Below are 19,608 nucleotides of genomic sequence, written 5' to 3' on the forward strand. Positions count from 1 at the left end.
TCAAGGGTTGGGCGGGAGTTTCCGCAGGAAAACCCGTTCCGGAGGCAGAACCCGGAAGAACGGGCCGGCATGGTCGGCCCCGCCTGATCGTGGGGAGGATGATCGGTAGGGCGGTGCGATGCGCGAGGCGGGAGGCGTCGTGAACCGGAGCGAAGCGGTCGCGTCCGGGACGGAGGACGAGGACGGGGGACGGGCCGCGTCGGCCGCGCGGGAGATCGCGACCGCGCCGGCCGTCCTCGTCGTGTACCTGGTGTTCACCCATGCCTTCAGCGGGGAACGCGCCGCCACCTACGCGCAGGGCGGGACGGCCTGATGGGGTGGTCGGTCTGCTTCAGCCTGCTCGCCGCGTTCCTGTTCGCCGGGGCGGCGGCTCTCCAGTACCGGGCCGCGCGCCGTGCGGTGCACGGCGTATCGGACGCCTCGGCCGTGCACGGGCTGCTCCGCCGCCTGCTCCGCGACCCGGTGTGGCTGACCGGGTGGGGTGTCAACCTCGCCGGGTTCTGCGCGCAGGCGATCGCGCTGCACTTCGGCTCGACCGCCATCGTCCAGCCGCTGCTGGTCACCCAGCTGGTCTTCACCATCGCGCTCGGCACGATCGGGACGGGCCGCCCGCCCGCCCGGATGGACCTGTTCGGCGGCATCGCCGTGTCGGCCGGCCTGGCCGTCCTGTTCACGGTGCCGGGGGCGATCCCGCCCGAGGGGGCGCCGTCGCGTCCCCGGATCCTCCTCGCGGGGCTGATCGCCGCGCCGCTCGTCGTCGTGCTGTCCCGGGCGGCGTGGCTGCGCAAGGGCCCGGTGCGGGCCGCGCTGCTCGGCGTCTGCGCCGGGCTGTGCTTCGCGGCGACCGCCGTGCTGATCAAGCTCACCACCGCCGACCTCGTCGACCGCGGCGTCGCGGCCACCGCCGCGGACTGGCCCGGCTACGCGCTCGCGGGCAGCACGCTGCTCGGCCTCGTGATCGAGCAGCGGGCGTTCGCGGCCGGGTCGCTGCCCGCCGCGATGACCGCGATGACGATGACCAACCCCATCGCGTCCTACCTGGTGGCGGCCTTCGCCTTCCACACGCTGCCGCCCCGGACGGCCGCGGCCTTCGTGGCCGTCTCGTTCAGCGTCGTCCTGCTCACCGGCGGCGTCGCGCTGCTCTCCCGCTCGGCGCACGCCGCCCGCGGGAGTGAGGCGGCGCCCTGACCCGCTACCTTCGCCCGATGGAACCCGGCCGCCCCGGCGGCGTCCAAGACCCGAACGCTCCTCCCAGGAAGGATCCCGGTTTTGATCAGCAGACGCACGCTCCTGCTCGGCGGACTCGGCGGCATCGGCGCCGCCGCGGCCATGGGCGGCACCGGGTACGCCCTGGTGGAGAACGAGGTCCTGCCCGGCAAGGTCCGGCTGGACCGCGCGCTCGGCAAGTGCGGAGACCTGCCGGCGCCGCCCGCCGCGTCGGCCCGCGTCGAGCGGATGACGTGGCGCTCGGCGCGACGCCGCACCACCGTCACCGCGACCATCGTGCCGCCGGCCGCCGGCCGCTCGCTGCGCGGGCTGCCGGTCGTGGTCGCGCTGCACGGCAGCGGCGACACCGGGCCCTCCGTCGTGCGGAACCTGGCCCTGGACCACTACCTGCCGGACGCCGTCGCGAAAGGCGGCGTTCCCCCGTTCGCCCTCGTCACCGTGGACGGCGGACCCGACACCTACTGGCACCACCGCGCGAACGGCGACGACCCCATCGGGATGATCGTGGACGAGCTGCTGCCGCGGCTGCACCGGCGCGGTGCCCGCACGGACCGCATCGGCGCCATCGGCTGGTCGATGGGCGGCTACGGCGCCCTGGTCCTGACCCGCCGGCTCGGTGCCAGGCGGATGGCCGCCGTCGTCGCCTCGTCCCCAGCTCTGTTCACCTCCTACAAGGACGCGCTCGCCACCAACCCCCGGTCGTTCGACAGCGCCGCGGACTACGCCCGCAACGACATCTTCGCGGCCCTGGACGAGCTGAAGGGCGTCCCGCTCCGCGTCGACTGCGGGACGAGCGACCCGTTCGCCGACCGGGTGCGCGACTTCCACGACCGGATGCATCCGGAGGGCGCGCTGGAGGGCGGCTGCCATGACGGCGCCTTCTGGCGGCCGCGTCTGCGCCCGCAGCTCGCCTTCCTGGGGCACCATCTGGCCGCCCGCTGAGACCCGGAAATGTCGGTGGTACCAGGCATGATGTGGTCATGACCGAGACACCGAAGCGCTCTTCCGGGGGGCGTGGGGGGTCGTCCCCCCACAGGGGACCGGCCCGCACCGAGATCGGCGACCAGGCCGCCTATGCCGCCGCCGTCCAGACCGCCGTCACGGCCTCCGCCGCCTACTACGGCGAGGGCGACTCGCCGCTCGACGACGACGCCTTCGACCGGCTGGTGCGCGGCATCGCCGCCTACGAGGCCGGGCACCCGGACGAGGTCCTGCCGGACTCCCCGACGGGCAAGGTGGCCGGGGGAGCGGTCGTCGGCGATGTGCCGCACACCGTCCCGATGCTGAGCCTTGACAACGTGTTCTCCGCCGAGGGCCTGGAGTCGTGGGCCGCGGGCCTGGTCCGCAGGCTCGGCCGCGAGGTCGGGATCTGGAGCGTGGAGCCGAAGCTGGACGGCCTGGCGATCTCGGCCCGCTACCGCGGCGGGCGGCTCGTCCAGCTGGTGACGCGCGGCGACGGTGCCGCCGGGGAGGACGTCTCGCACGGCATCGGCATGGTCGTCGGCCTGCCGGGGCGGCTCGCCGAGCCGGTCACCGTCGAACTGCGTGGCGAGGTGCTGATGACCCGCGCGCAGTTCGAGGCCGCCAACACCGCGCGGACCGGCGCCGGGGGAGCGGCCTTCGCCAACCCGCGCAGCGCCGCCGCCGGGTCGCTGCGCGCCAAGGACCGCCCGTACCAGGTGGAGATGACGTTCTTCGCCTACGGCGCCCTCCCGATGGACGGCACCGACGACGCGACGGCCGCCCGCCTGCGGGAACTGCCGCACAGCGGGATCATGGAGCTGGTCGCCGGTCTCGGCGCCAACACCACCGCCTCGACGCCCGTGCCGGCGATCGTCGCGGCGACGATCGAGCAGGTGCAGAAGCGGGTCGAGGAGATCGCCGGGCTGCGCGCCGAACTCGACTTCGGCATCGACGGCATCGTGATCAAGGCGGACGCCGCCGCCGACCAGGCCGACGCCGGGATCTCCTCCCGCGCGCCCCGCTGGGCGATCGCCTACAAGCTGCCGGCGGTCGAGAAGATCACCCGGCTGCTGGACGTCGAGTGGAACGTCGGCCGCACCGGGATCATCGCGCCGCGCGCCGTTCTCGAACCCGTCGAGGTGGACGGCTCCACCGTCACCTACGCGACCCTGCACAACGCCGCCGACATCGAGCGGCGCGGCCTGATGCTCGGCGACCACGTCACGGTCTACAAGGCCGGCGACGTGATCCCGCGCGTGGAGGCGCCGGTCGTGCACCTGCGCACCGGGGAGGAGCGGCCGATCGAGGTGCCGTCGGCGTGCCCGCGGTGCGGCGACGGGATCGACGCGTCCCAGCAGCGGTGGCGGTGTGTGCGCGGCCGTGCCTGCCACGCCGTCGCGTCCGTCCGGTACGCGGTCGGCCGCGACCAGCTCGACATCGAGGGGCTCGGCGAGAACCGCATCGACCAGCTCGTCGACGCCGGCCTGATCGGCGACTTCGCCGACCTGTTCACCCTCACCCACGAACAGGTCATCGCCCTGGAGCGGATGGGCGAGACCAGCACCGCCGCGCTCCTCGCCGCGATCGAGGGCGCCAAGGCCAAGCCGCTGAACAAGGTGTTCTGCGCGCTCGGCGTGCGCGGCACCGGCCGGTCCATGTCACGGCGCATCGCCCGGCACTTCGCCACCATGGACGCGATCCGCGCCGCCGACGCCGAGGGGTTCCAGGAGGTCGAGGGCATCGGCCCCGAACGCGCCGCGATCCTGGTCGCCGAGATCGCCGAACTGGCCCCGCTGATCGACAAGCTGGTCGACGCCGGCGTCACGATGACCGAGCCGGGAGCCACCGGCCCCGCCGAAACGGCCGAATCCGGAGCTTCGGACCTGCCACTGGCCGGGATGTCCGTGGTCGCCACCGGATCGATGTCCGGCGCGCTGGACGGGCTGTCGCGCAACCAGGTCAACGAGCTGATCGAACGCGCCGGGGGCAAGGCGTCCTCGTCGGTCTCGGCCCGCACGTCCCTGCTCGTCGCGGGCGAGAAGGCCGGGTCGAAGAAGGCCAAGGCCGAGAAGCTCGGTGTCGAGGTCGTCACGCCGGAGGAGTTCGCCGCCCGCGTCGCCGCGTTCCTGTGACCGGCGGGGTCTCCGGTGGCGGCACGGTCCGCCTTCGCCCGCTCAGCGTCGTCGCGGACGGCGACGACGCTGAGTCGGCGACCCCGAGACCGGGACGTTCGTGGCGATGCCCCCGGTGGGCGCGGTCGTGATCGCGGCGCCACCGTGGCGCAGGCGGCGCGCGAGGCCGAGGAGTTCGCCGGCGAGCCCGTGGACGTCCCCGACTTCATCGGCACCCTCCGCGGCCTGGGCTTCGTCGAACCCGGCCCGGGAGAACCCGCCGCCGGCGGGCGGGCCGCCGCGAAGCGCCGGTGCGGGCGGGCGTCCCGTTCGTGACCGGCGGCATGACCTGCACCTGGCTGCTGTACTGCTCGGTCGATCCCGGCCGCACCCGCTGACTGCGCTGCAACGAGGCGGCGCTGCCCGGCCCTGGCCACCCGGCGGGCGCCGCCGCGCAGCGGCTCGTCCGGTCCCGGCCGTTCGTCGACGCGCTCATCGGACCTCTCACCATGCAGTTCGGCTCGCTGGTGGCCTGTGAGGCGCTCCGCCATCTACGCCGGCTGCTCGGCGCGGCCCGTCCGCACCAGCCAGCTCAGCATCAGCATGACGTCCAGCCGCCCGTCCGGCTCGGTGAACCGCCCGCCGGTCAGCTCGGCGATGCGGCGCAGCCGGTACCGGACGGTCTGCTCGTGGATGTGCAGCCGCTCCGCGGCGATCACCGCGTTGTCGCCGCTCTGCAGATAGGTGAGCAGCGTCTCGGCGAGCGGCTGCCGGCGCGCCGGGGCCAGGTCCAGCAGCGGGCCGAGGACGGCCCCGGCGGTCGCGCCGACCAGCTCGTCAGCCGCGAGCGTGGCCAGCGATGCGATGTGGTCGACGCAGCGGACCGGGACGTCGTCCGGGAGCAGCCCCCGCTCCGCCAGCGTCAGGGCGTGCCGGGCCCAGCGCAGCGAGAGGGCGCCCTGCCCGATCGGGACGGTCGGGCCGATCGCGGCGGTGCCGAGCCTGTGCAGCGCCGGCCACAGCCGGTCCTGCCCGGGGCCCTCCGGGTCGGGCACCACGAGGAACGGGATCGGCGCGTCCCAGTCGGCCAGCACGGCGGGCGGCAGGATCCGCGCGCCCGCGGGCGCCCCGGCGGGCAGCGCCACCAGCCCGATGCTCTTCGGCAGCTCCCAGCGGGCCGCGACCGCCAGCTCGGCGATGGCCTCCTGCCCGGGCGGCGGCTCGGCGACCAGCAGGTCCCGGAGCCGGTCGCGGCGGCGCTCCCGCTCGGTCGCCTGCTGCCCCTGCTCGCGGGCGTACCCCTGCGCGGCGGCGTCCGCGACCCGCGCCAGCAGCAGGAACAGCGAGTCCGTCAGCCGGCCCAGGGTCTCGCGTGACCAGCCGAGCCGGTAGGCGTCCTTGATGAACCGGCGGCACGCGACCTGGCTGCTCACCCGCATCGCGTTCTGCAGGGCGGCCAGGCTCCGGCCGTGCCGCGCCTCCTCCTCGCCGAGCCGCATGTACAGCTCCGTGATGTTGCGGGCGTCGGCCCTCGGATGGTCGACCGAGTCGACGAAGAACGCGACGGTGTCGCTGACCGTCCGCTCCACCCTCCGGGCGTACTCGCCGCCGTCGGCGCCCGCGTACTCGGGCACCTGGTCGCGGATCTCCCGCTCCATCTCCTCGACGGCGGCCTGAAGATGCTGCCGCAGCACGTCGGGCAGCTCGGCGGGCATGGGCCCTTCGGTCATCCGGTGTCCGTTCGGCCGGGGGCGGGCTCGGGCGAATCGGCCTCACCTTAGGCAAGAAAGCGAACGGTGTCATCACCCGGGCGCCGGGGCTCGTCAGGCCTGCGCGGGCTGCGGGGCCGCCGCCCCGGGTGCGCGCCGCCGCCGCGCGGTCAGGCGGCGGCCGAGGTTCTGTGCCGGGCGTTCGACGTAGCGGTGCGCGAGCGCGGCGGAGGTGAGGACGGTCGTGAGCAGCACCACCCCCCAGGCCGCCCGGAGCGGCGCGGGCAGGCCCCAGGTGTCCTTACCGGCGGCGTGCCAGACCGCCTGGATGATCATCGGGTGCAGCAGGTAGACCGAGTAGCTCACGAGGCCCGGCCAGACCAGGAACCGGGGCATGGGACGGTGCCGCAGCGCGAGACCGGCCAGGAAGGTCAGCCACGCGGCGGCCACGGCGAGGGACCAGTCCCGGCCGAGGGGGTTCGGGTTGGCGTGCAGGGCCCAGCTGGTCGGGGTGCGCATGCCGGCCGCCAGCGACAGGGCGGGGACGACCGCGACCATCGCCGCGGCGGGCCAGGGCCGGAGCCGCCCGTCCTGGATGCCGCGGATCGCGGTCCCGGCGAACATGGTGGCGATGATGCACAGGCTCTCGATGGCCCCGATGCGGCTGTTCAGGACGAGGAGGGTGAGGGCCAGCCCGGCCACGGCCGCGACGCCGGTCCGGCGCACCGCCCGGCGCCGGCTGACCATGGCGGCCAGCCCCCCGGCGAGGCACAGCGCGGCGGCGAGGACCGTGCCGCCCGGCCACCGGGAGGCCAGCAGGCCGGACGGCAGCGCGACGCCCATGATCGCGGCGCCCACGCCGAACCCCAGCGCCACCTTTGCGCTGGAGCGGTGGACTCCGGCGACGAACATCGCCGTCACGAGGAGGTAGAAGACCATCTCGTAGGAGAGCGTCCAGAAGACGTTGACGACGTTCGGGACGCCCAGCAGGTCCTGGAGCATCGTCAGGTGCGCGAGGGCGGAGGCCCAGGGACGGTCGCCGATCCCTCCGGGAATCCCGTAGGACAGGCCGGCCGTCCCGAGGACCAGCGCCAGTGCGACCGCCGCGCACCACGCCGGGTACAGCCGGAAGAACCGCCCGACCCAGAACTGCCGGACGCTGCCGCGCCGCTCCAGGGAGAAGGGCACCACGTAGCCGCTGACGAGGAAGAACACGAACACCCCGTACCGGCCGAAGTCGAACCACGGGCTGGCCGTCCGGCGGACCTCGGGCAGCAGCACGTCAAGGGAATGCTCGAACACCACCACCATGGCGGCGAGGCCGCGCAGGGCGTCCAGCCAGCTCATCCGGGGCGCCCTCGCCGTGGGAGCGCCGATCTTCGTTTCCGGGGGGATCAGGGTGTTCGTCGGCATCCGGGCCACCATAGGGGCCGAACCGTTACCGTTTCTAACGACTGAATGAGATTTCCCTTAACGCCGTGCTCGGGCGGCCGGACTCAGCGTGACCGCCCAGGCCGCCGGAGCGCCGGTGAGAGCAGGGCCGCCGTGCGGCGGGCGGCGCGGGAGCAGGAACCGGCCCGGGACGGGCGAATGTGATCAACCCCACATTGCGCCGGGGGCGGGGTCAGCGGACGCCGACAACGCCGTACATGATCGGATCGCCCGGAGGGCCGGCGGACCCCTCGCCGGCGATCGGCGTCAGGCCGGGCGGCAGGGGGCGGAACGGTCCGAGGAGCCGCGCGATCTCGGCGCCGCCGCGCGGGTGGATCGGCACGGAGCTCCCCTCGCGGTACAGGCGCGCGGCCTCGGCGACCGTTCGCGGCGCGAAGTCCGCGGTGGCATGCGAGACGACCATGGCGCTGCCCGGCACGGCGGCCGAGGCGAGTTCGGCGACGAGTTCGCCGGCGCCGGGCAGGAAGTGCAGGACGGAGGAGAACACCAGTGCCACCGGCTCGGCCGGGTCGATCAGCCGCCGCACTTCGGGGCTGCGCAGGATCGCGCCCGGGTCGCGGAGGTCGGCCAGGAGCGCCGCGATGTTGCCGCCGTCGATGAGGAGCGCGCGGGCATGCGCGATGACGAGCGGGTCATGGTCGACGTAGACGACGCGCGTGCCGCCGGTGTGGCGTGCCGCCATCTGGTGCACGTTGTCGGCCCGGGGCAGCCCGCAGCCGAGGTCGAGGAACTGCCGGACGCCGCGTTCCGCGAGCAGCGCGATGGACCGGGCGAGGAAGCCGCGGGCGGCACGGGCGGTGCCCGCCGCCTGCGGGAGGACGCGCAGGACGCGCTGCGCGAGATCGCGGTCGGAGGCGTAGTTGTCCTTGCCGCCGAGGAGGAAGTCCTGGACGCGCGCCGGACCCGGCCTGTGCAGGGCGAGCGGCGTCTCCGGCGCCCTCATGCCGGCCGTGGTCATGGTCCTTCACCTATCGCCTTCCACCAGAGGGGAGTGGTGCAATGGCTCCCTCCCGACGTTAGGCCGCCTGGGCCGCCATGGCTCGGATGCGGGCGGTGGACCGACCGAAACCCGCCTCCCGTATGGCCGCATGGGGCCAATCGCGTTTGACGGCGCACGCCCGCATCCGACGCCGCAGGTGACGGATATCAGGAACGCGGCGAGGAAACGGGTGGTCGCCGCGTGCGCGTCCCGCCGCGCGCCCCCTTCGAACACGTGACCGTTTCCGGCCATGACAGGTATCTGACCGAAGGGACCGATCCGCTGTGGAAATCGAGGGGCGCATGTCAGCAGCGGCCGCGGCGTTCGGCACGCGGCCGCATGAGCTCCGCCGGTCTCGGCCTGCCGGGGTAGCGTTCGTCCGCGTGACGACTCCACCGGACGGGCCGCCGGCGGTCCCGGAATGGGCCCCCGAACACGAGGTCGGCGCGGAGCTGGCGGCCACCCTGATCGGGCGGCGCTTCCCCGGGCTTCGCGGCGCACCGGTGGAGCGGCTCGCCACCGGCTGGGACAACACCGTCTTCCTCGTCGGAGGCGAGTGGGTGTTCCGCTTCCCGCGCCGCCGCATCGCGGTCGCCGGGGTCGAGCGCGAACTCGCGGTCCTGCCAGTCCTGGCGCCGCGGCTGCCGCTGCCGGTGCCCGTGCCGTGCTTCGCCGGCGAGCCGTCGGACGACTTCCCGTGGCCGTTCTGGGGTGCGCGACGGCTCCCTGGCAGGGAGCTCGCCGACGTCCGGCCCCCGGAGGACCGGAGGGTCGCCCTCGCCGCCGAGGCCGGGGCCTTCCTGCGGGCCCTCCATGATCCGGCGCTCGTTCCCGCGGCGGGGGAGCGGCTGCCGGTCGACCCGATGGGACGCGCCGACCCGGCGGTGCGGGCCTCCCGGACGGTCGGCCGCCTCGACGCGCTCGCCGCGCTCGGGGTGTGGGAGCGCGACCCGGCGGTGGACGAGTTCGTCGCCGCCGCGCAGGGCTGGGGCCCGCCGGGCGGCGATCCGGTGATCGTGCATGGGGATCTGCACGTCCGGCATCTCCTGCTCGGCCCGGGCGGCCGGGCCGCCGGAGTGATCGACTGGGGCGACGTGTGCCTGGCCGACCCGGCCGTGGACCTCTCGCTCGCCTACGCCGGGTTCGCCGGCGCCGCGCGGGCGGCGTTCCTGGGCGAGTACGGGCCGGTTCCGGCGGAGCGGACGGCGGCCGCGCGGACGCTGGCGCTGAACCTCAGCGCGACGCTGGCCGAGTACGCGGCGTCCACCGGGCGGGACGCGCTGCTGGCCGAGTCGCTGGCCGGGCTCCGCCGCGCGGTCGGAGAGTGACGGGGCGCGTCAGGTGCGCAGGTAGACGCGGATGGTCGTGCCGCCGGGGCCGGTGTGGACGCGGACGAGGTCGGCCAGGTGGTTGACCATGAGGATGCCGCGGCCGCCGAACGGGCTCATGCCCGCCGGACGGCGGCCGGCGAGCGGGTCGGTGATCGTCCCGGTGTCCCGGACCTCGCAGACGACCTGGCCGCCCTCGGTCCAGAGCCGCGCGGTGCCGGTGCCGCCGCCGTGCAGGCACGAGTTGGCGGCCAGTTCGTTCACGGCGAGTTCCAGGTCGCCCACCGCGTCGGCGCCGAGGCCGAACCGCGCGCCCCAGCGGCAGGCGAACTCGCGGACGAGCGGGAGCGCGTCGAGGTCGAAGCTCATCGCCACCGCGCCGGACGGCTCCGGCAGCGGGCGGTTGTAGTCGCGGATGACGCGGTGGGGCGCGTAGTCGCCGCTCGCGCGCTCGCCGTTCCGGTCGATCACGACGGGATGGGTGGCGTGGGCGTCCTCGATCACCACGGCGTCCAGCCCCGCGAGGTCGTAGGGGCACAGGATCGTCGCCTCGCGTCCCTCGAAGGCGAGGTTGATCAGCGCCTCGTGCTGGGCGCACGCGGGGTACTCGGCCGCCGAGCGGCCCGGCCAGATCGGCTCTCCGATGATCCGCACCCGCCCGGCGGTGTGCCGGTCGGCGAACCGCCGCAGCACGCCGGGGATGATGCGCCCGGGGTTGCGTCCCGCCTCGTACATGTCCAGCCACGTCACCTCGCCGGCGGCGGCGCCCAGCGCGTCGCGCAGCACGGTGAGGCGGGCGCCCGGCACGGCCACCGCGACGGGTTCGCCCGCGTCCAGGCCGGTCCGGATGAATGGCACGGTGCCGGCGAGATACTCCTGGTCGCCGTGGTAGAAGAGCGCCGGGTGGAAGAACGCGTCCCGTGGCGCGACCTCCGGTCCGCCCGGCCTGAGGCTCATCGCGCGGTCGCTCCGTCCGGTACTGCCGTCACCTGCATCCGATCGAGGGTACGCGCAGGACGGTGGCCGTGTGAGACGGACCCGTCCGGACATCCCCCGAGGTCGGCTGATCTGCCGTCCAGCCCTTCCGCTACCCGCGTCGCGCGCGACGAAACGGATGAAATCCGGAAGAACCGGATTCGAGCCGTCGAACCGCATCCCCGGCCCGGCCACCACCCTCACCGGTCGTGCAGAAGTGCGGCGTCGACCACGTCGGTCAGCCGCCCGCGCCTGCGGTAGGCGCGGCGCTGCCGCTCCGCGCCCGTCCCGCCCGCCAGCAGCCGGCGGACGCCGCGGGTGACCACGTCGAGGTCGCCCGCCTCGCGCAGCGCGGGCAGCACGTGCGCCAGCAGGTCGCCCGCCAGGGCTCCGAACCCCGCGGGACGGCCGGTGCGCACGTCCATGCCCCGCCCGGTGAGGCCGTCCCGCGCCGCCAGCCAGTACGCGGCGCGCAGCGTCTCCGGGGACGGATCGGGCGCCCGCACGCCCGCCTCCACCGCGTCGGACGAGACCTGGACCAGGGCCCGGACCAGCGCGGCGAACACCGTGGCGTCGGCGGCGGTGGTGGCCACGTCCGCGAGCCGGATCTCCACCGTGGGCAGCCGCGCGGACGGCCGGACGTCCCAGAAGATCGTCCCGGTGTCCATCAGGGCGCCGCAGCCCAGCAGCGTCCCGACGAGGTCGTCGTAGTGGGCGGCCGATTCGAAGAACGGCGGCGGCCCCGCCACGGGCCACCGCGACCAGGCCAGCACGCGCCAGCAGGCGTGCCCGGTGTCACGTCCCGCCCAGTACGGCGAGTTCGCCGTCAGGGCCAGCAGCGTCGGCAACCAGGGCCGCAGGTGGTTGCTGACCTGGACGGCGCGCTCCCGGTCCGGCATCTCGACGTGCACGTGGCACGAGCAGATGCTCTGCTCGTCGTCCAGGCCCCGGTACACGGCGCGGCTCTCGGCGTAGCGGGCGCCGGCGGCGATGGGCGCGGGCACCACCTCGCCAAGCACCGGGGTCCCGGTCGCGGCGAGCCGGACGCCCTCCGCCGCCGCGGCGGCCGCCATCGCCGCCCGCATCGCGTGGACCTGCTCGCCGAGCTTGTCGAGATCGTCGCACGGCGGCGTCTTGGCCTCGGCGAGGAACTCGACCAGTTCCGTGGAGGTGCGCTCGCCCAGCGCCGCGCTCGCCCGCCGCACCACGGCACCGGCGCCTGGGACGACCTCCCGGGAGACGGGATCGACGACGAAGTACTCTTCCTCGATTCCGAATCGCAGGGCCATCCCACCACCTCGGGCTCGGGGGCGACGCAGGCGGCCACGGTCACTTCGACCGTACGTGGCCGACGCGTTGTTCGCACCTGCCGGACGGCCCGAAAACCCGTCCTCGTGCTCGCTCGCCCGCGGTCAGGGACCGGGATCCACGAAGTACATCGACAGCGCGATGATGTGCGTGACCACTACCACGCCGATGCCGAAGAAGAACAGCATCTTCGCGGGGCCGTGCGGGAAGACCTTCCCCGGCTTGAGGGGGCCGCGCTCGCGCTGCCGCGCGGCGATCCGCTCCTCGATCGGAGGACGGCCGAACATCGCTACTGGCGGGGGTCGTCGACGACGACGTCGGTCATGATGTCGACGGCGAGCGCGATGATGCCGCCGATCACGGTGACCGCGGCGCCCACTCCGAACACGACCCAGTCGGGGCCCAGGGTGATGCCGACGCCGCCGATGGCGAAACCGATGAAGATGATGGCCACGGCGACCCAGGACTTCGGGCGCCCGGCGTGGCTGCCACTCGACATGCGTTCGTCTTCCCTCTTCACAGGTTCGGGTTGGGGGCCTACGACGCCGAACTCTAGCAACGCCCTTTGCCGCAGGGCCTTCCGGGGTGCCTGCCGACACGGCGCCGACCGGCCGCCTGTTCCGCGCCTGGGTTCTGGTCAGCGGGACCCGGTTTCGAGCGGGATTCGGTCGCTCACCTACGATCCAGGGCATGACGGTGCCGCCTGAGGAACTCGAACTGGCAGCCGCCTTCCCCCCGGCCGAGCGCGACCGGTGGCGGGAGATGGTGAAGGGGGTGCTGCGCAAGTCCGGCGCGGCGGGCGAGGACACCCCCCTCGAAGAGATCGAGGGTCTGCTGACCCGCGAGTCCTACGACGGAGTGCCGGTCGCCGCGCTCTACACGCGGGACGACGCCCCGTCGGGGCGTCCGGGGCTGGCGCCGTACGTCCGGGAGGTGCGCCCCGAGGGCGAGGGCATCGCAGGCTGGGACGTCCGGCAGCGGCACGCGCACCCCGACCCCGCCGTCACCCGCGCGGCCGTCCTGGCCGACCTGGAGAACGGCGCGACGTCGGTCTGGCTGCGGCTGGGCGAGGGCGGCCTGCCGATCACCGGGCTGACCGAAGCGCTGCGCGGAGTCCTGCTCGACCTGGCGCCCGTCGTGCTGGACGCGGGCGCGGCGACGGGCGCGGCGGCGGACGCCTTCCTCTCCCTGGTCACCGAGCGGGGGAACGCGGCCGACGCCGCCGGCAACCTCGGCGCCGACCCGCTGGGGCTCGCGGCACGCACCGGAACGCCCGGGTCGATGGACGAGGCCGCCGCGCTGGCCGTCCGCTGCGCCCGCGAGTTCCCGAAGCTGCGCGCGATCGTCGCCGACGGCACCCCGTACCACGACGCGGGCGGCGGCGACGCCGAGGAACTCGGCGCGGTCGTCGCCGCCGGTGTCGCCTACCTGCGCGCCCTGACCGGCGCCGGGCTGAGCGTCGACGAGGCGTTCGGGCAGATCGAGTTCCGTCTCGCCGTCAACGCCGGCCAGTTCGCCTCGATCGCCAAGCTGCGCGCCGCCCGCCGCCTCTGGGCGCGGGTGGCCGAGGTCAGCGGGGCCGCGGACGGCACGGCCGCGCGCGTCCACGCCGTCACGTCGTCGGCGATGATGACGCGCCGCGACCCGTGGGTGAACATGCTCCGCACCACCATCGCGACGTTCGCGGCCGGCGTCGGCGGGGCCGACGCGGTGACCGTCCAGCCGTTCGACGCCCGGCTCGGGCTGCCGGACGACTTCGCCCGCCGCATCGCCCGCAACACCCAGACGCTGCTCCTGGAAGAGTCGAGCCTCGCCCGCGTCGTCGACCCGGCCGGAGGCTCGTGGTACGCCGAAAGCCTCACCGAGGGCCTCGCCCAGGCCGCCTGGGCCTGGTTCACCGAGATCGAGAAGGCCGGGGGTCTCGCCGCCGCCCTCGAATCCGGCCTCGTCGCGGACCGGCTCGCCACGACCTGGGCGCGCCGCCGCAAGGACATCGCGCGTCGTCGGGCCCCGCTCACCGGCGTCAGCGAGTTCCCCAACCTCGCTGAGACGCTGCCCCAGCGCGACCCGGCGCCGCGCCCGCCCGGCGGCGGCCTGCCGGCCGTCACGTACGCGCAGGACTTCGAGGCGCTCCGCGACCGGTCCGACGCCCACGCCGAGGCCACGGGCGCCCCTCCCAAGGTCTTCCTCGCGACGCTCGGGCCCATCGCGGTCCACACGGCGCGCGCATCGTTCGCCGCCAACCTGTTCCAGGCGGGCGGGATCGAGACGGTCAGTGGAGCCCCCGAGGAGTTCGGGACGTCCGGCGCCACCGTCGCCTGCCTCTGCACCAGCGACAGGCTCTACGAGGAGCGGGCCGCGGAGGCTGCGCGAGTTCTCCACGACGCGGGTGCTGTGAAGGTCTGGCTGGCGGGTAAAGGAACCTATGAGGGAGTCGACGCTCACGTGTACGCGGGTTGCGACGCGATCGAGGTACTGGAGACCACCCTCCGCGATCTGGGAGTGAACGAATGATCCCCGACTTCACCGAGATCGACCTCGGGACGGCGCCCCCCGCCGACGAGGCCGCCAAACGGTGGCGCGCGGCGGTCGCCGACGCCACCGGCACCGACCCCGACGCCCAGACCTGGGACACCCCGGAGGGCATCGGCGTCAAGCCCCTCTACACGGGCGACGACCTGGCCGGGCTCGACTTCCTCGACACCTATCCGGGCATCGCGCCGTTCCTGCGCGGCCCCTACCCGGCGATGTACGCGACGCAGCCGTGGACGGTCCGGCAGTACGCCGGGTTCTCCACCGCCGAGGAGTCCAACGCCTTCTACCGCCGCAACCTCGCGGCCGGGCAGAAGGGCCTGTCCGTCGCATTCGACCTGGCCACCCACCGCGGCTACGACTCCGACCACCCCCGGGTGGCGGGCGACGTCGGCATGGCCGGGGTGGCGATCGACTCCATCTACGACATGCGGCAGCTCTTCGACGGCATCCCGCTGGACGAGATGAGCGTGTCGATGACCATGAACGGCGCCGTGCTGCCCGTCCTGGCGCTGTACATCGCCGCCGCGGAGGAACAGGGGGTGAAGCCGGAGGCGCTCGCGGGGACCATCCAGAACGACATCCTCAAGGAGTTCATGGTCCGCAACACCTACATCTACCCGCCGCAGCCGTCGATGCGGATCATCTCCGACATCTTCGCGTTCACGTCCCAGCGGATGCCGAAGTACAACTCCATCTCGATCTCCGGCTACCACATCCAGGAGGCCGGGGCCACCGCCGACCTGGAGCTGGCCTACACCCTCGCCGACGGCGTCGAGTACATCCGCGCCGGACGCGAGGCCGGCCTGGACATCGACGCCTTCGCCCCCCGCCTCTCGTTCTTCTGGGCGATCGGGATGAACTTCTTCATGGAGGTCGCCAAGCTCCGCGCCGCCCGGCTGCTGTGGGCGCGGCTCGTGAAGACCTTCGGCCCGCAGAACCCCAAGTCGCTGTCGCTGCGGACGCACTCGCAGACGTCCGGCTGGTCCCTGACCGCGCAGGACGCCTTCAACAACGTCGCCCGCACCTGCGTCGAGGCCATGGCCGCCACGCAGGGCCACACCCAGTCGCTGCACACCAACGCGCTGGACGAGGCGCTGGCCCTGCCGACCGACTTCTCGGCCCGCATCGCCCGCAACACCCAGCTGGTCCTCCAGCAGGAGTCCGGGACGACCCGGACCATCGACCCGTGGGGCGGCAGCACCTACGTCGAGCGGCTCAGCTACGACCTCGCCCGGCGGGCCTGGGGCCACATCACCGAGGTCGAGCAGGCCGGCGGCATGGCGAAGGCGATCGACGAGGGGCTGCCCAAGCTCCGCATCGAGGAGGCCGCCGCCCGCACCCAGGCCCGCATCGACTCCGGGCGGCAGCCGGTCATCGGCGTCAACAAGTACCGCCCGGACACCGAGCAGGAGATCGAGGTCCTGAAGGTCGACAACGCGGCCGTCCGCGCCCAGCAGATCGAGAAGCTGCGCCGCCTGCGGGAGGAGCGGGACGAGACCGCGGCGATGTCCGCGCTGGACGCGCTGACCCGCGCCGCCGAGGCGGCCGAGAACGGCACCCGCCCGCCCGGCCTGGAGCGGAACCTCCTCGCGCTCGCGATCGGCGCCGCCCGCGCCAAGGCCACCGTCGGCGAGATCTCCGGCGCCCTGGAGAAGGCCTACGGGCGGCACGCCGCGCAGATCCGTACGATCTCCGGTGTGTACCGGGAAGAGGCGGGACGGGTGACGAGCATCGAGAGGGCGCGCGCCGCCACCGCCGCCTTCGAGGACGCCGAGGGCCGCCGCCCCCGCATCCTCGTCGCCAAGATGGGGCAGGACGGCCACGACCGCGGCCAGAAGGTGATCGCGACCGGGTTCGCCGACCTCGGCTTCGACGTCGACGTGGGCCCGCTCTTCCAGACCCCGGCCGAGGTCGCCCGGCAGGCGGTCGAGGCCGACGTGCACATCGTCGGCGTCAACTCCCTCGCCGCCGGCCACCTCACGCTGGTGCCCGCGCTGCGCGAGGAACTGGCCGCGCTGGGCCGCGACGACATCATGATCGTGGTCGGCGGGGTCATCCCGCCCGGGGACTTCGAGGAGCTGCGCGCCGCCGGCGCCTCGGCGATCTTCCCGCCCGGCACCGTCCTCGCGGACGCGGCCGTCGGCCTGCTGGACGAGCTGACCGCCGAGCTCGGGCACACGGCCAAGTGAGACCGGGCCTCGACGACTACGCGGCCGGGGTACGAGACGGGGCGCGGGCGTGGATCGCCCGGGCGATCACGCTCGTGGAGTCGACCCGTCCCGACCACCGGGAGCTGGCGCAGAAGCTGCTGGTCGAGCTCACCCCGCACGCCGGGAACGCCCGCCGCGTCGGGATCACCGGCGTGCCCGGGGTCGGCAAGTCCACGTTCGTCGACGCGCTCGGCACCCGGCTGACGGGCGAGGGCCACAAGGTCGCGGTGCTGGCCGTGGACCCGTCCTCGACCCGGACGGGCGGCAGCATCCTCGGCGACAAGACCCGCATGCAGCGCCTCGCCGCCGACCCGCACGCGTTCATCCGGCCCTCGCCCACGGCGGGGACGCTCGGCGGCGTCGCCAAGGCGACCCGCGAGGCGATGGTGGTCATGGAGGCCGCCGGATACGACGTCGTCATGGTCGAGACGGTCGGTGTCGGGCAGTCCGAGACGACGGTCGCCGAAATGGTCGACTCGTTCCTGTTCCTCACCCTCGCCCGCACCGGCGACCAGCTCCAGGGCATCAAGAAGGGCGTCCTGGAGCTCGCCGACGTCATCGCCGTCAACAAGGCCGACGGCGACCACACGATGGAGGCCGGGCGCGCCGCCCGCGAGCTGTCGGGGGCGCTGCGGCTGCTGCGCAGCGACGAACGCGTCCGGGACACCCCCGTCCTGACCTGCAGCGCCAAGGAGGGCACCGGGCTCGACGAGGTGTGGGGCAAGCTCGTCGACCACCAGGAACGGCTCCGCGAGTCCGGCGAGCTGGAGGCCAGGCGGTGCCGCCAGCAGGTCGGCTGGACGTGGGCGATGGTCCGCGAGCGGCTGCTGTCCGACCTGCACTCCCACCCCGCCGTGCGGAAGCTGGCGCCCGGGCTGGAGCGGGAGGTCGCCGACGGCGCGCTGACGCCGGCGCTCGCCGCGGAGCGCATCCTGGAGGCGTTCTCGCGGGACCGCTGAACCCCGTTTCCCTGTGTCCGAAACCACGGGTTGGCCAGGGTCCCGGTCGCGGCGGACGGGGATCAGGTACAAAAGTCGGATGGACGTCATCGCGCTCGACGATCCGACGGAGGCACAGATCCGGGAATGGCACGACGTGGTCGCCGCCGTCCACGCCGGCGACCCGGCCGGCGACCCCGCGCCGGACCTGGAGCGCACGGCGCGGGGGCTGCTCGGCGCCGAGCCCGGCGCGCGGCGGCGGCTGTGGGCGGCGGCCGACGGGGCCCGGCTGGTCGCGGTGGCCGCGCTCCGGCTGCCCGGCGAGCCCGGCGCGGACCGTCCCGGCGAGATCGACATCCAGGTCCGCCCCGACCACCGGCGCCGCGGACTCGGCGGCCGGCTCCTCGCCGTCGCCGCCGAGGGACTGCGCGCCGACGGACGCTCCAGTGTGATCGCCCAGGTGCTCGCCGGCACCCCCGCCGTGCCGTTCCTGGAGTCGCACGGCTTCGAGTGCGTGCTCACCCTGCGCGGCATGCTGCTGCGGCTGGACGACGTCCCCGCCGAGCGCGTAGCGCGCCTGCTGGCCGAGGCGCCCGCCGGTTACCGCCTCGTCCGCTGGCGGGGCGTCGTGCCCGACGACCTCGCCGCCGCCCTCGCCCGGGCCAAGCACGCCATGGCGGACTTCTCCGAGTACGAGGGGACGCTCTGGGACGCGCTCCGCGTCCGCGAGATGGCCGAGATCGTCGCCAAACGCGGGGACGACCTGTACACCGTCGCCGCGCTCTCCGGCGCCGCCATCGCCGGGTTCACCGAGGTCGTGGTGCCGTCCGGGTGCGCGGGCCGCGCGGCCCAGTACGACACGGCGGTCGTGCCCGAGCACCGCGGCCGGCGCCTCGGCATCTCGGTCAAGGCGGAGATGCTGCGCTGGCTGGCGGAGGAACGCCCCGAGGTCCGGGAAATCGAAACGGACAATTCCGGCGACAACGATCACATGCTCGCCGTCAACGAGGAGCTCGGCTTCCGCGTCGAGCGCGAGTCCCTGGAATACCAGGCCGCCACCGGCGCCCTGCCCGCGTCCGGCGCCTGACCCGCGCCGGCCCACACACCCGCCGCGTCGCCGCCTCCAGGCCCGTCCCGGAGCGGACGGGCCGAAAATACGTTGCCCCCGCCGCCCGTGGATCGGCACTCTAATGGAGGTCTTCCGGGAAATGCCCGGAAGGCGGAGAATTGCCGAAGCATTTCCCTGTGGTTCAACGGCAGAACGCCGCACCGTTAATGCGGATATCCAGGTTCGAATCCTGGCGGGGGAGCGGCACACGGGCTAGGGAGGTGACCCGGTGAACGTGCTCGTCCTGAACGCGTCGTACGAGCCCTTACAAAGGGTGGACCTGCGGCACGCCATCCGCATGCTGGTGCGCGAGGTGGCGGTCGTCGAGGAGGCGGAAGAGGGGCGCACCTTCGGCAGCTTCCCGGTGCCGCGGGTCCTGCGGCTGGTCCGGTACGTCGCGATGCGCTGGCGGCACGGCAGGCGCCCGCCCTGGAGCAAGCGCGGCGTGTACCTGCGCGACCGTGGCGACTGCTGCTACTGCGGGAAGCGCGGGAACACGATCGACCACGTCCACCCGCAGTCGCGCGGTGGCGGCGACACCTGGGAGAACACCGTCCTGGCCTGCGGGAAGTGCAACAACCGCAAGGGGGACCGGACGGTCTCCCAGGCCGGCCTGCGACTGCTGTCGGAGCCGCGGGTGCCGCGCTGGGAGGAACTCGTCGGGCCGTGACGCGAGAACGTCCGGGACGCCCGGGCGCACAGGGGACAGGGGCCGGACCGCATCGAGCGGTCCGGCCCCTGAATCTTGTACCGCGCGGCCCTTCG

18 protein-coding genes and 1 tRNA gene are annotated in these 19,608 nt (G+C 74.1%); 12 read left to right on the forward strand and 7 right to left on the reverse strand.

Going from position 1 to position 19,608, the window contains the following annotated elements; genetic code table 11:
* Positions 1–139 precede the first annotated feature (139 nt).
* The 5 genes from ACQPZP_RS20135 (at position 140) to ACQPZP_RS20155 (ending at position 4,637) form a co-directional block, all read left to right on the forward strand.
* On the forward strand, positions 140–313 hold the full coding sequence (locus tag ACQPZP_RS20135; protein WP_433479131.1) for a hypothetical protein: 174 nt from the start codon (positions 140–142) through the stop codon (positions 311–313).
* Entirely contained in the window at positions 313–1,188 is an 876-nt protein-coding gene (locus ACQPZP_RS20140; protein ID WP_433479132.1) for a DMT family transporter, read from the forward strand. The genes ACQPZP_RS20135 and ACQPZP_RS20140 overlap by 1 nt, the downstream gene beginning before the upstream one ends.
* An 81-nt stretch (positions 1,189–1,269) precedes the next feature.
* Positions 1,270–2,169: an alpha/beta hydrolase gene (locus ACQPZP_RS20145; protein WP_433479133.1), complete on the forward strand. Its 900-nt coding sequence runs from the start codon at positions 1,270–1,272 to the stop codon at positions 2,167–2,169.
* A 38-nt stretch (positions 2,170–2,207) separates the two neighbouring features.
* Entirely contained in the window at positions 2,208–4,322 is a 2,115-nt protein-coding gene (gene ligA / locus ACQPZP_RS20150) for an NAD-dependent DNA ligase LigA (protein ID WP_433479134.1), read from the forward strand.
* Between the two features lie 144 nt (positions 4,323–4,466).
* Positions 4,467–4,637 (forward strand): hypothetical protein, encoded by a 171-nt coding sequence (locus ACQPZP_RS20155; RefSeq protein WP_433479135.1) that lies wholly within the window; start codon positions 4,467–4,469, stop codon positions 4,635–4,637.
* A 215-nt stretch (positions 4,638–4,852) separates the two neighbouring features.
* Here the strand turns inward: ACQPZP_RS20155 and ACQPZP_RS20160 are convergent, their stop codons facing one another.
* The 3 genes from ACQPZP_RS20160 to ACQPZP_RS20170 form a co-directional block, all read right to left on the reverse strand.
* Positions 4,853–6,031 (reverse strand): PucR family transcriptional regulator, encoded by a 1,179-nt coding sequence (locus ACQPZP_RS20160; protein ID WP_433479136.1) that lies wholly within the window; start codon positions 6,029–6,031, stop codon positions 4,853–4,855.
* Positions 6,032–6,124: 93 nt separating this feature from the next.
* Positions 6,125–7,423: an acyltransferase family protein gene (locus ACQPZP_RS20165; RefSeq protein ID WP_433479137.1), complete on the reverse strand. Its 1,299-nt coding sequence runs from the start codon at positions 7,421–7,423 to the stop codon at positions 6,125–6,127.
* A 211-nt stretch (positions 7,424–7,634) separates the two neighbouring features.
* Positions 7,635–8,420: an SAM-dependent methyltransferase gene (locus tag ACQPZP_RS20170; RefSeq protein WP_433479138.1), complete on the reverse strand. Its 786-nt coding sequence runs from the start codon at positions 8,418–8,420 to the stop codon at positions 7,635–7,637.
* Between the two features lie 404 nt (positions 8,421–8,824).
* Here ACQPZP_RS20170 and ACQPZP_RS20175 point away from each other — a divergent pair, with 404 nt between their 5' ends.
* Positions 8,825–9,769 (forward strand): phosphotransferase, encoded by a 945-nt coding sequence (locus ACQPZP_RS20175; protein ID WP_433479139.1) that lies wholly within the window; start codon positions 8,825–8,827, stop codon positions 9,767–9,769.
* Positions 9,770–9,778: 9 nt separating this feature from the next.
* Here ACQPZP_RS20175 and ACQPZP_RS20180 read toward each other — a convergent pair whose 3' ends face one another.
* The 4 genes from ACQPZP_RS20180 to ACQPZP_RS20195 form a co-directional block, all read right to left on the reverse strand.
* On the reverse strand, positions 9,779–10,726 hold the full coding sequence (locus ACQPZP_RS20180; protein WP_433479140.1) for an anti-sigma factor RsbA family regulatory protein: 948 nt from the start codon (positions 10,724–10,726) through the stop codon (positions 9,779–9,781).
* Positions 10,727–10,944: 218 nt separating this feature from the next.
* On the reverse strand, positions 10,945–12,033 hold the full coding sequence (locus ACQPZP_RS20185; RefSeq protein ID WP_433479141.1) for a carboxylate-amine ligase: 1,089 nt from the start codon (positions 12,031–12,033) through the stop codon (positions 10,945–10,947).
* Positions 12,034–12,156: 123 nt separating this feature from the next.
* Positions 12,157–12,339 carry a hypothetical protein gene (locus tag ACQPZP_RS20190; protein WP_433479142.1) on the reverse strand — a complete coding sequence of 61 codons (183 nt, stop codon included), beginning with the start codon at positions 12,337–12,339 and terminating at the stop codon, positions 12,157–12,159.
* Between the two features lie 2 nt (positions 12,340–12,341).
* Entirely contained in the window at positions 12,342–12,551 is a 210-nt protein-coding gene (locus ACQPZP_RS20195; protein WP_433469364.1) for an HGxxPAAW family protein, read from the reverse strand.
* 191 nt (positions 12,552–12,742) lie between these two features.
* Between ACQPZP_RS20195 and ACQPZP_RS20200 the strand changes: the two genes are divergently transcribed.
* The 6 genes from ACQPZP_RS20200 to ACQPZP_RS20225 all read left to right on the forward strand — a co-directional run bounded on the left by ACQPZP_RS20200 (position 12,743) and on the right by ACQPZP_RS20225 (position 19,513).
* Positions 12,743–14,566, forward strand: coding sequence for a methylmalonyl-CoA mutase family protein (locus ACQPZP_RS20200; RefSeq protein WP_433479143.1), 1,824 nt, complete (start codon positions 12,743–12,745; stop codon positions 14,564–14,566).
* The gene (gene scpA / locus ACQPZP_RS20205; protein WP_433479144.1) at positions 14,563–16,776 is read left to right on the forward strand and encodes a methylmalonyl-CoA mutase; all 2,214 of its coding nucleotides are present in this window, start codon (positions 14,563–14,565) and stop codon (positions 16,774–16,776) included. Before ACQPZP_RS20200 ends, scpA begins: the two co-directional genes overlap by 4 nt.
* The gene (gene meaB, locus ACQPZP_RS20210; RefSeq protein ID WP_433479145.1) at positions 16,773–17,756 is read left to right on the forward strand and encodes a methylmalonyl Co-A mutase-associated GTPase MeaB; all 984 of its coding nucleotides are present in this window, start codon (positions 16,773–16,775) and stop codon (positions 17,754–17,756) included. Before scpA ends, meaB begins: the two co-directional genes overlap by 4 nt.
* A gap of 79 nt (positions 17,757–17,835) precedes the next feature.
* On the forward strand, positions 17,836–18,822 hold the full coding sequence (locus ACQPZP_RS20215; protein WP_433479146.1) for a GNAT family N-acetyltransferase: 987 nt from the start codon (positions 17,836–17,838) through the stop codon (positions 18,820–18,822).
* A 152-nt stretch (positions 18,823–18,974) separates the two neighbouring features.
* Positions 18,975–19,045 (forward strand) — tRNA-Asn (locus ACQPZP_RS20220).
* Positions 19,046–19,072: 27 nt separating this feature from the next.
* Positions 19,073–19,513, forward strand: coding sequence for an HNH endonuclease (locus tag ACQPZP_RS20225; protein WP_433479147.1), 441 nt, complete (start codon positions 19,073–19,075; stop codon positions 19,511–19,513).
* Positions 19,514–19,608 lie beyond the last annotated feature (95 nt).

The sequence above is a fragment of the Spirillospora sp. CA-142024 genome, assembly GCF_050942325.1.
GTDB lineage: Bacteria > Actinomycetota > Actinomycetes > Streptosporangiales > Streptosporangiaceae > Spirillospora.

Excerpts from the sequence above, each read along its gene's own strand:
- ACQPZP_RS20140 (WP_433479132.1), top strand. The coding sequence starts at position 313 with ATGGGGTGGTCGGTCTGCTTCAGCCTGCTCGCCGCGTTCCTGTTCGCC.
- ligA (WP_433479134.1), top strand. The coding sequence starts at position 2,208 with ATGACCGAGACACCGAAGCGCTCTTCCGGGGGGCGTGGGGGGTCGTCC.
- ACQPZP_RS20160 (WP_433479136.1), bottom strand. The coding sequence starts at position 6,031 with ATGACCGAAGGGCCCATGCCCGCCGAGCTGCCCGACGTGCTGCGGCAG.
- ACQPZP_RS20165 (WP_433479137.1), bottom strand. The coding sequence starts at position 7,423 with ATGCCGACGAACACCCTGATCCCCCCGGAAACGAAGATCGGCGCTCCC.
- ACQPZP_RS20170 (WP_433479138.1), bottom strand. The coding sequence starts at position 8,420 with ATGACCACGGCCGGCATGAGGGCGCCGGAGACGCCGCTCGCCCTGCAC.
- ACQPZP_RS20180 (WP_433479140.1), bottom strand. The coding sequence starts at position 10,726 with ATGAGCCTCAGGCCGGGCGGACCGGAGGTCGCGCCACGGGACGCGTTC.
- ACQPZP_RS20185 (WP_433479141.1), bottom strand. The coding sequence starts at position 12,033 with ATGGCCCTGCGATTCGGAATCGAGGAAGAGTACTTCGTCGTCGATCCC.
- ACQPZP_RS20190 (WP_433479142.1), bottom strand. The coding sequence starts at position 12,339 with ATGTTCGGCCGTCCTCCGATCGAGGAGCGGATCGCCGCGCGGCAGCGC.
- ACQPZP_RS20195 (WP_433469364.1), bottom strand. The coding sequence starts at position 12,551 with ATGTCGAGTGGCAGCCACGCCGGGCGCCCGAAGTCCTGGGTCGCCGTG.
- ACQPZP_RS20200 (WP_433479143.1), top strand. The coding sequence starts at position 12,743 with ATGACGGTGCCGCCTGAGGAACTCGAACTGGCAGCCGCCTTCCCCCCG.
- scpA (WP_433479144.1), top strand. The coding sequence starts at position 14,563 with ATGATCCCCGACTTCACCGAGATCGACCTCGGGACGGCGCCCCCCGCC.
- ACQPZP_RS20215 (WP_433479146.1), top strand. The coding sequence starts at position 17,836 with ATGGACGTCATCGCGCTCGACGATCCGACGGAGGCACAGATCCGGGAA.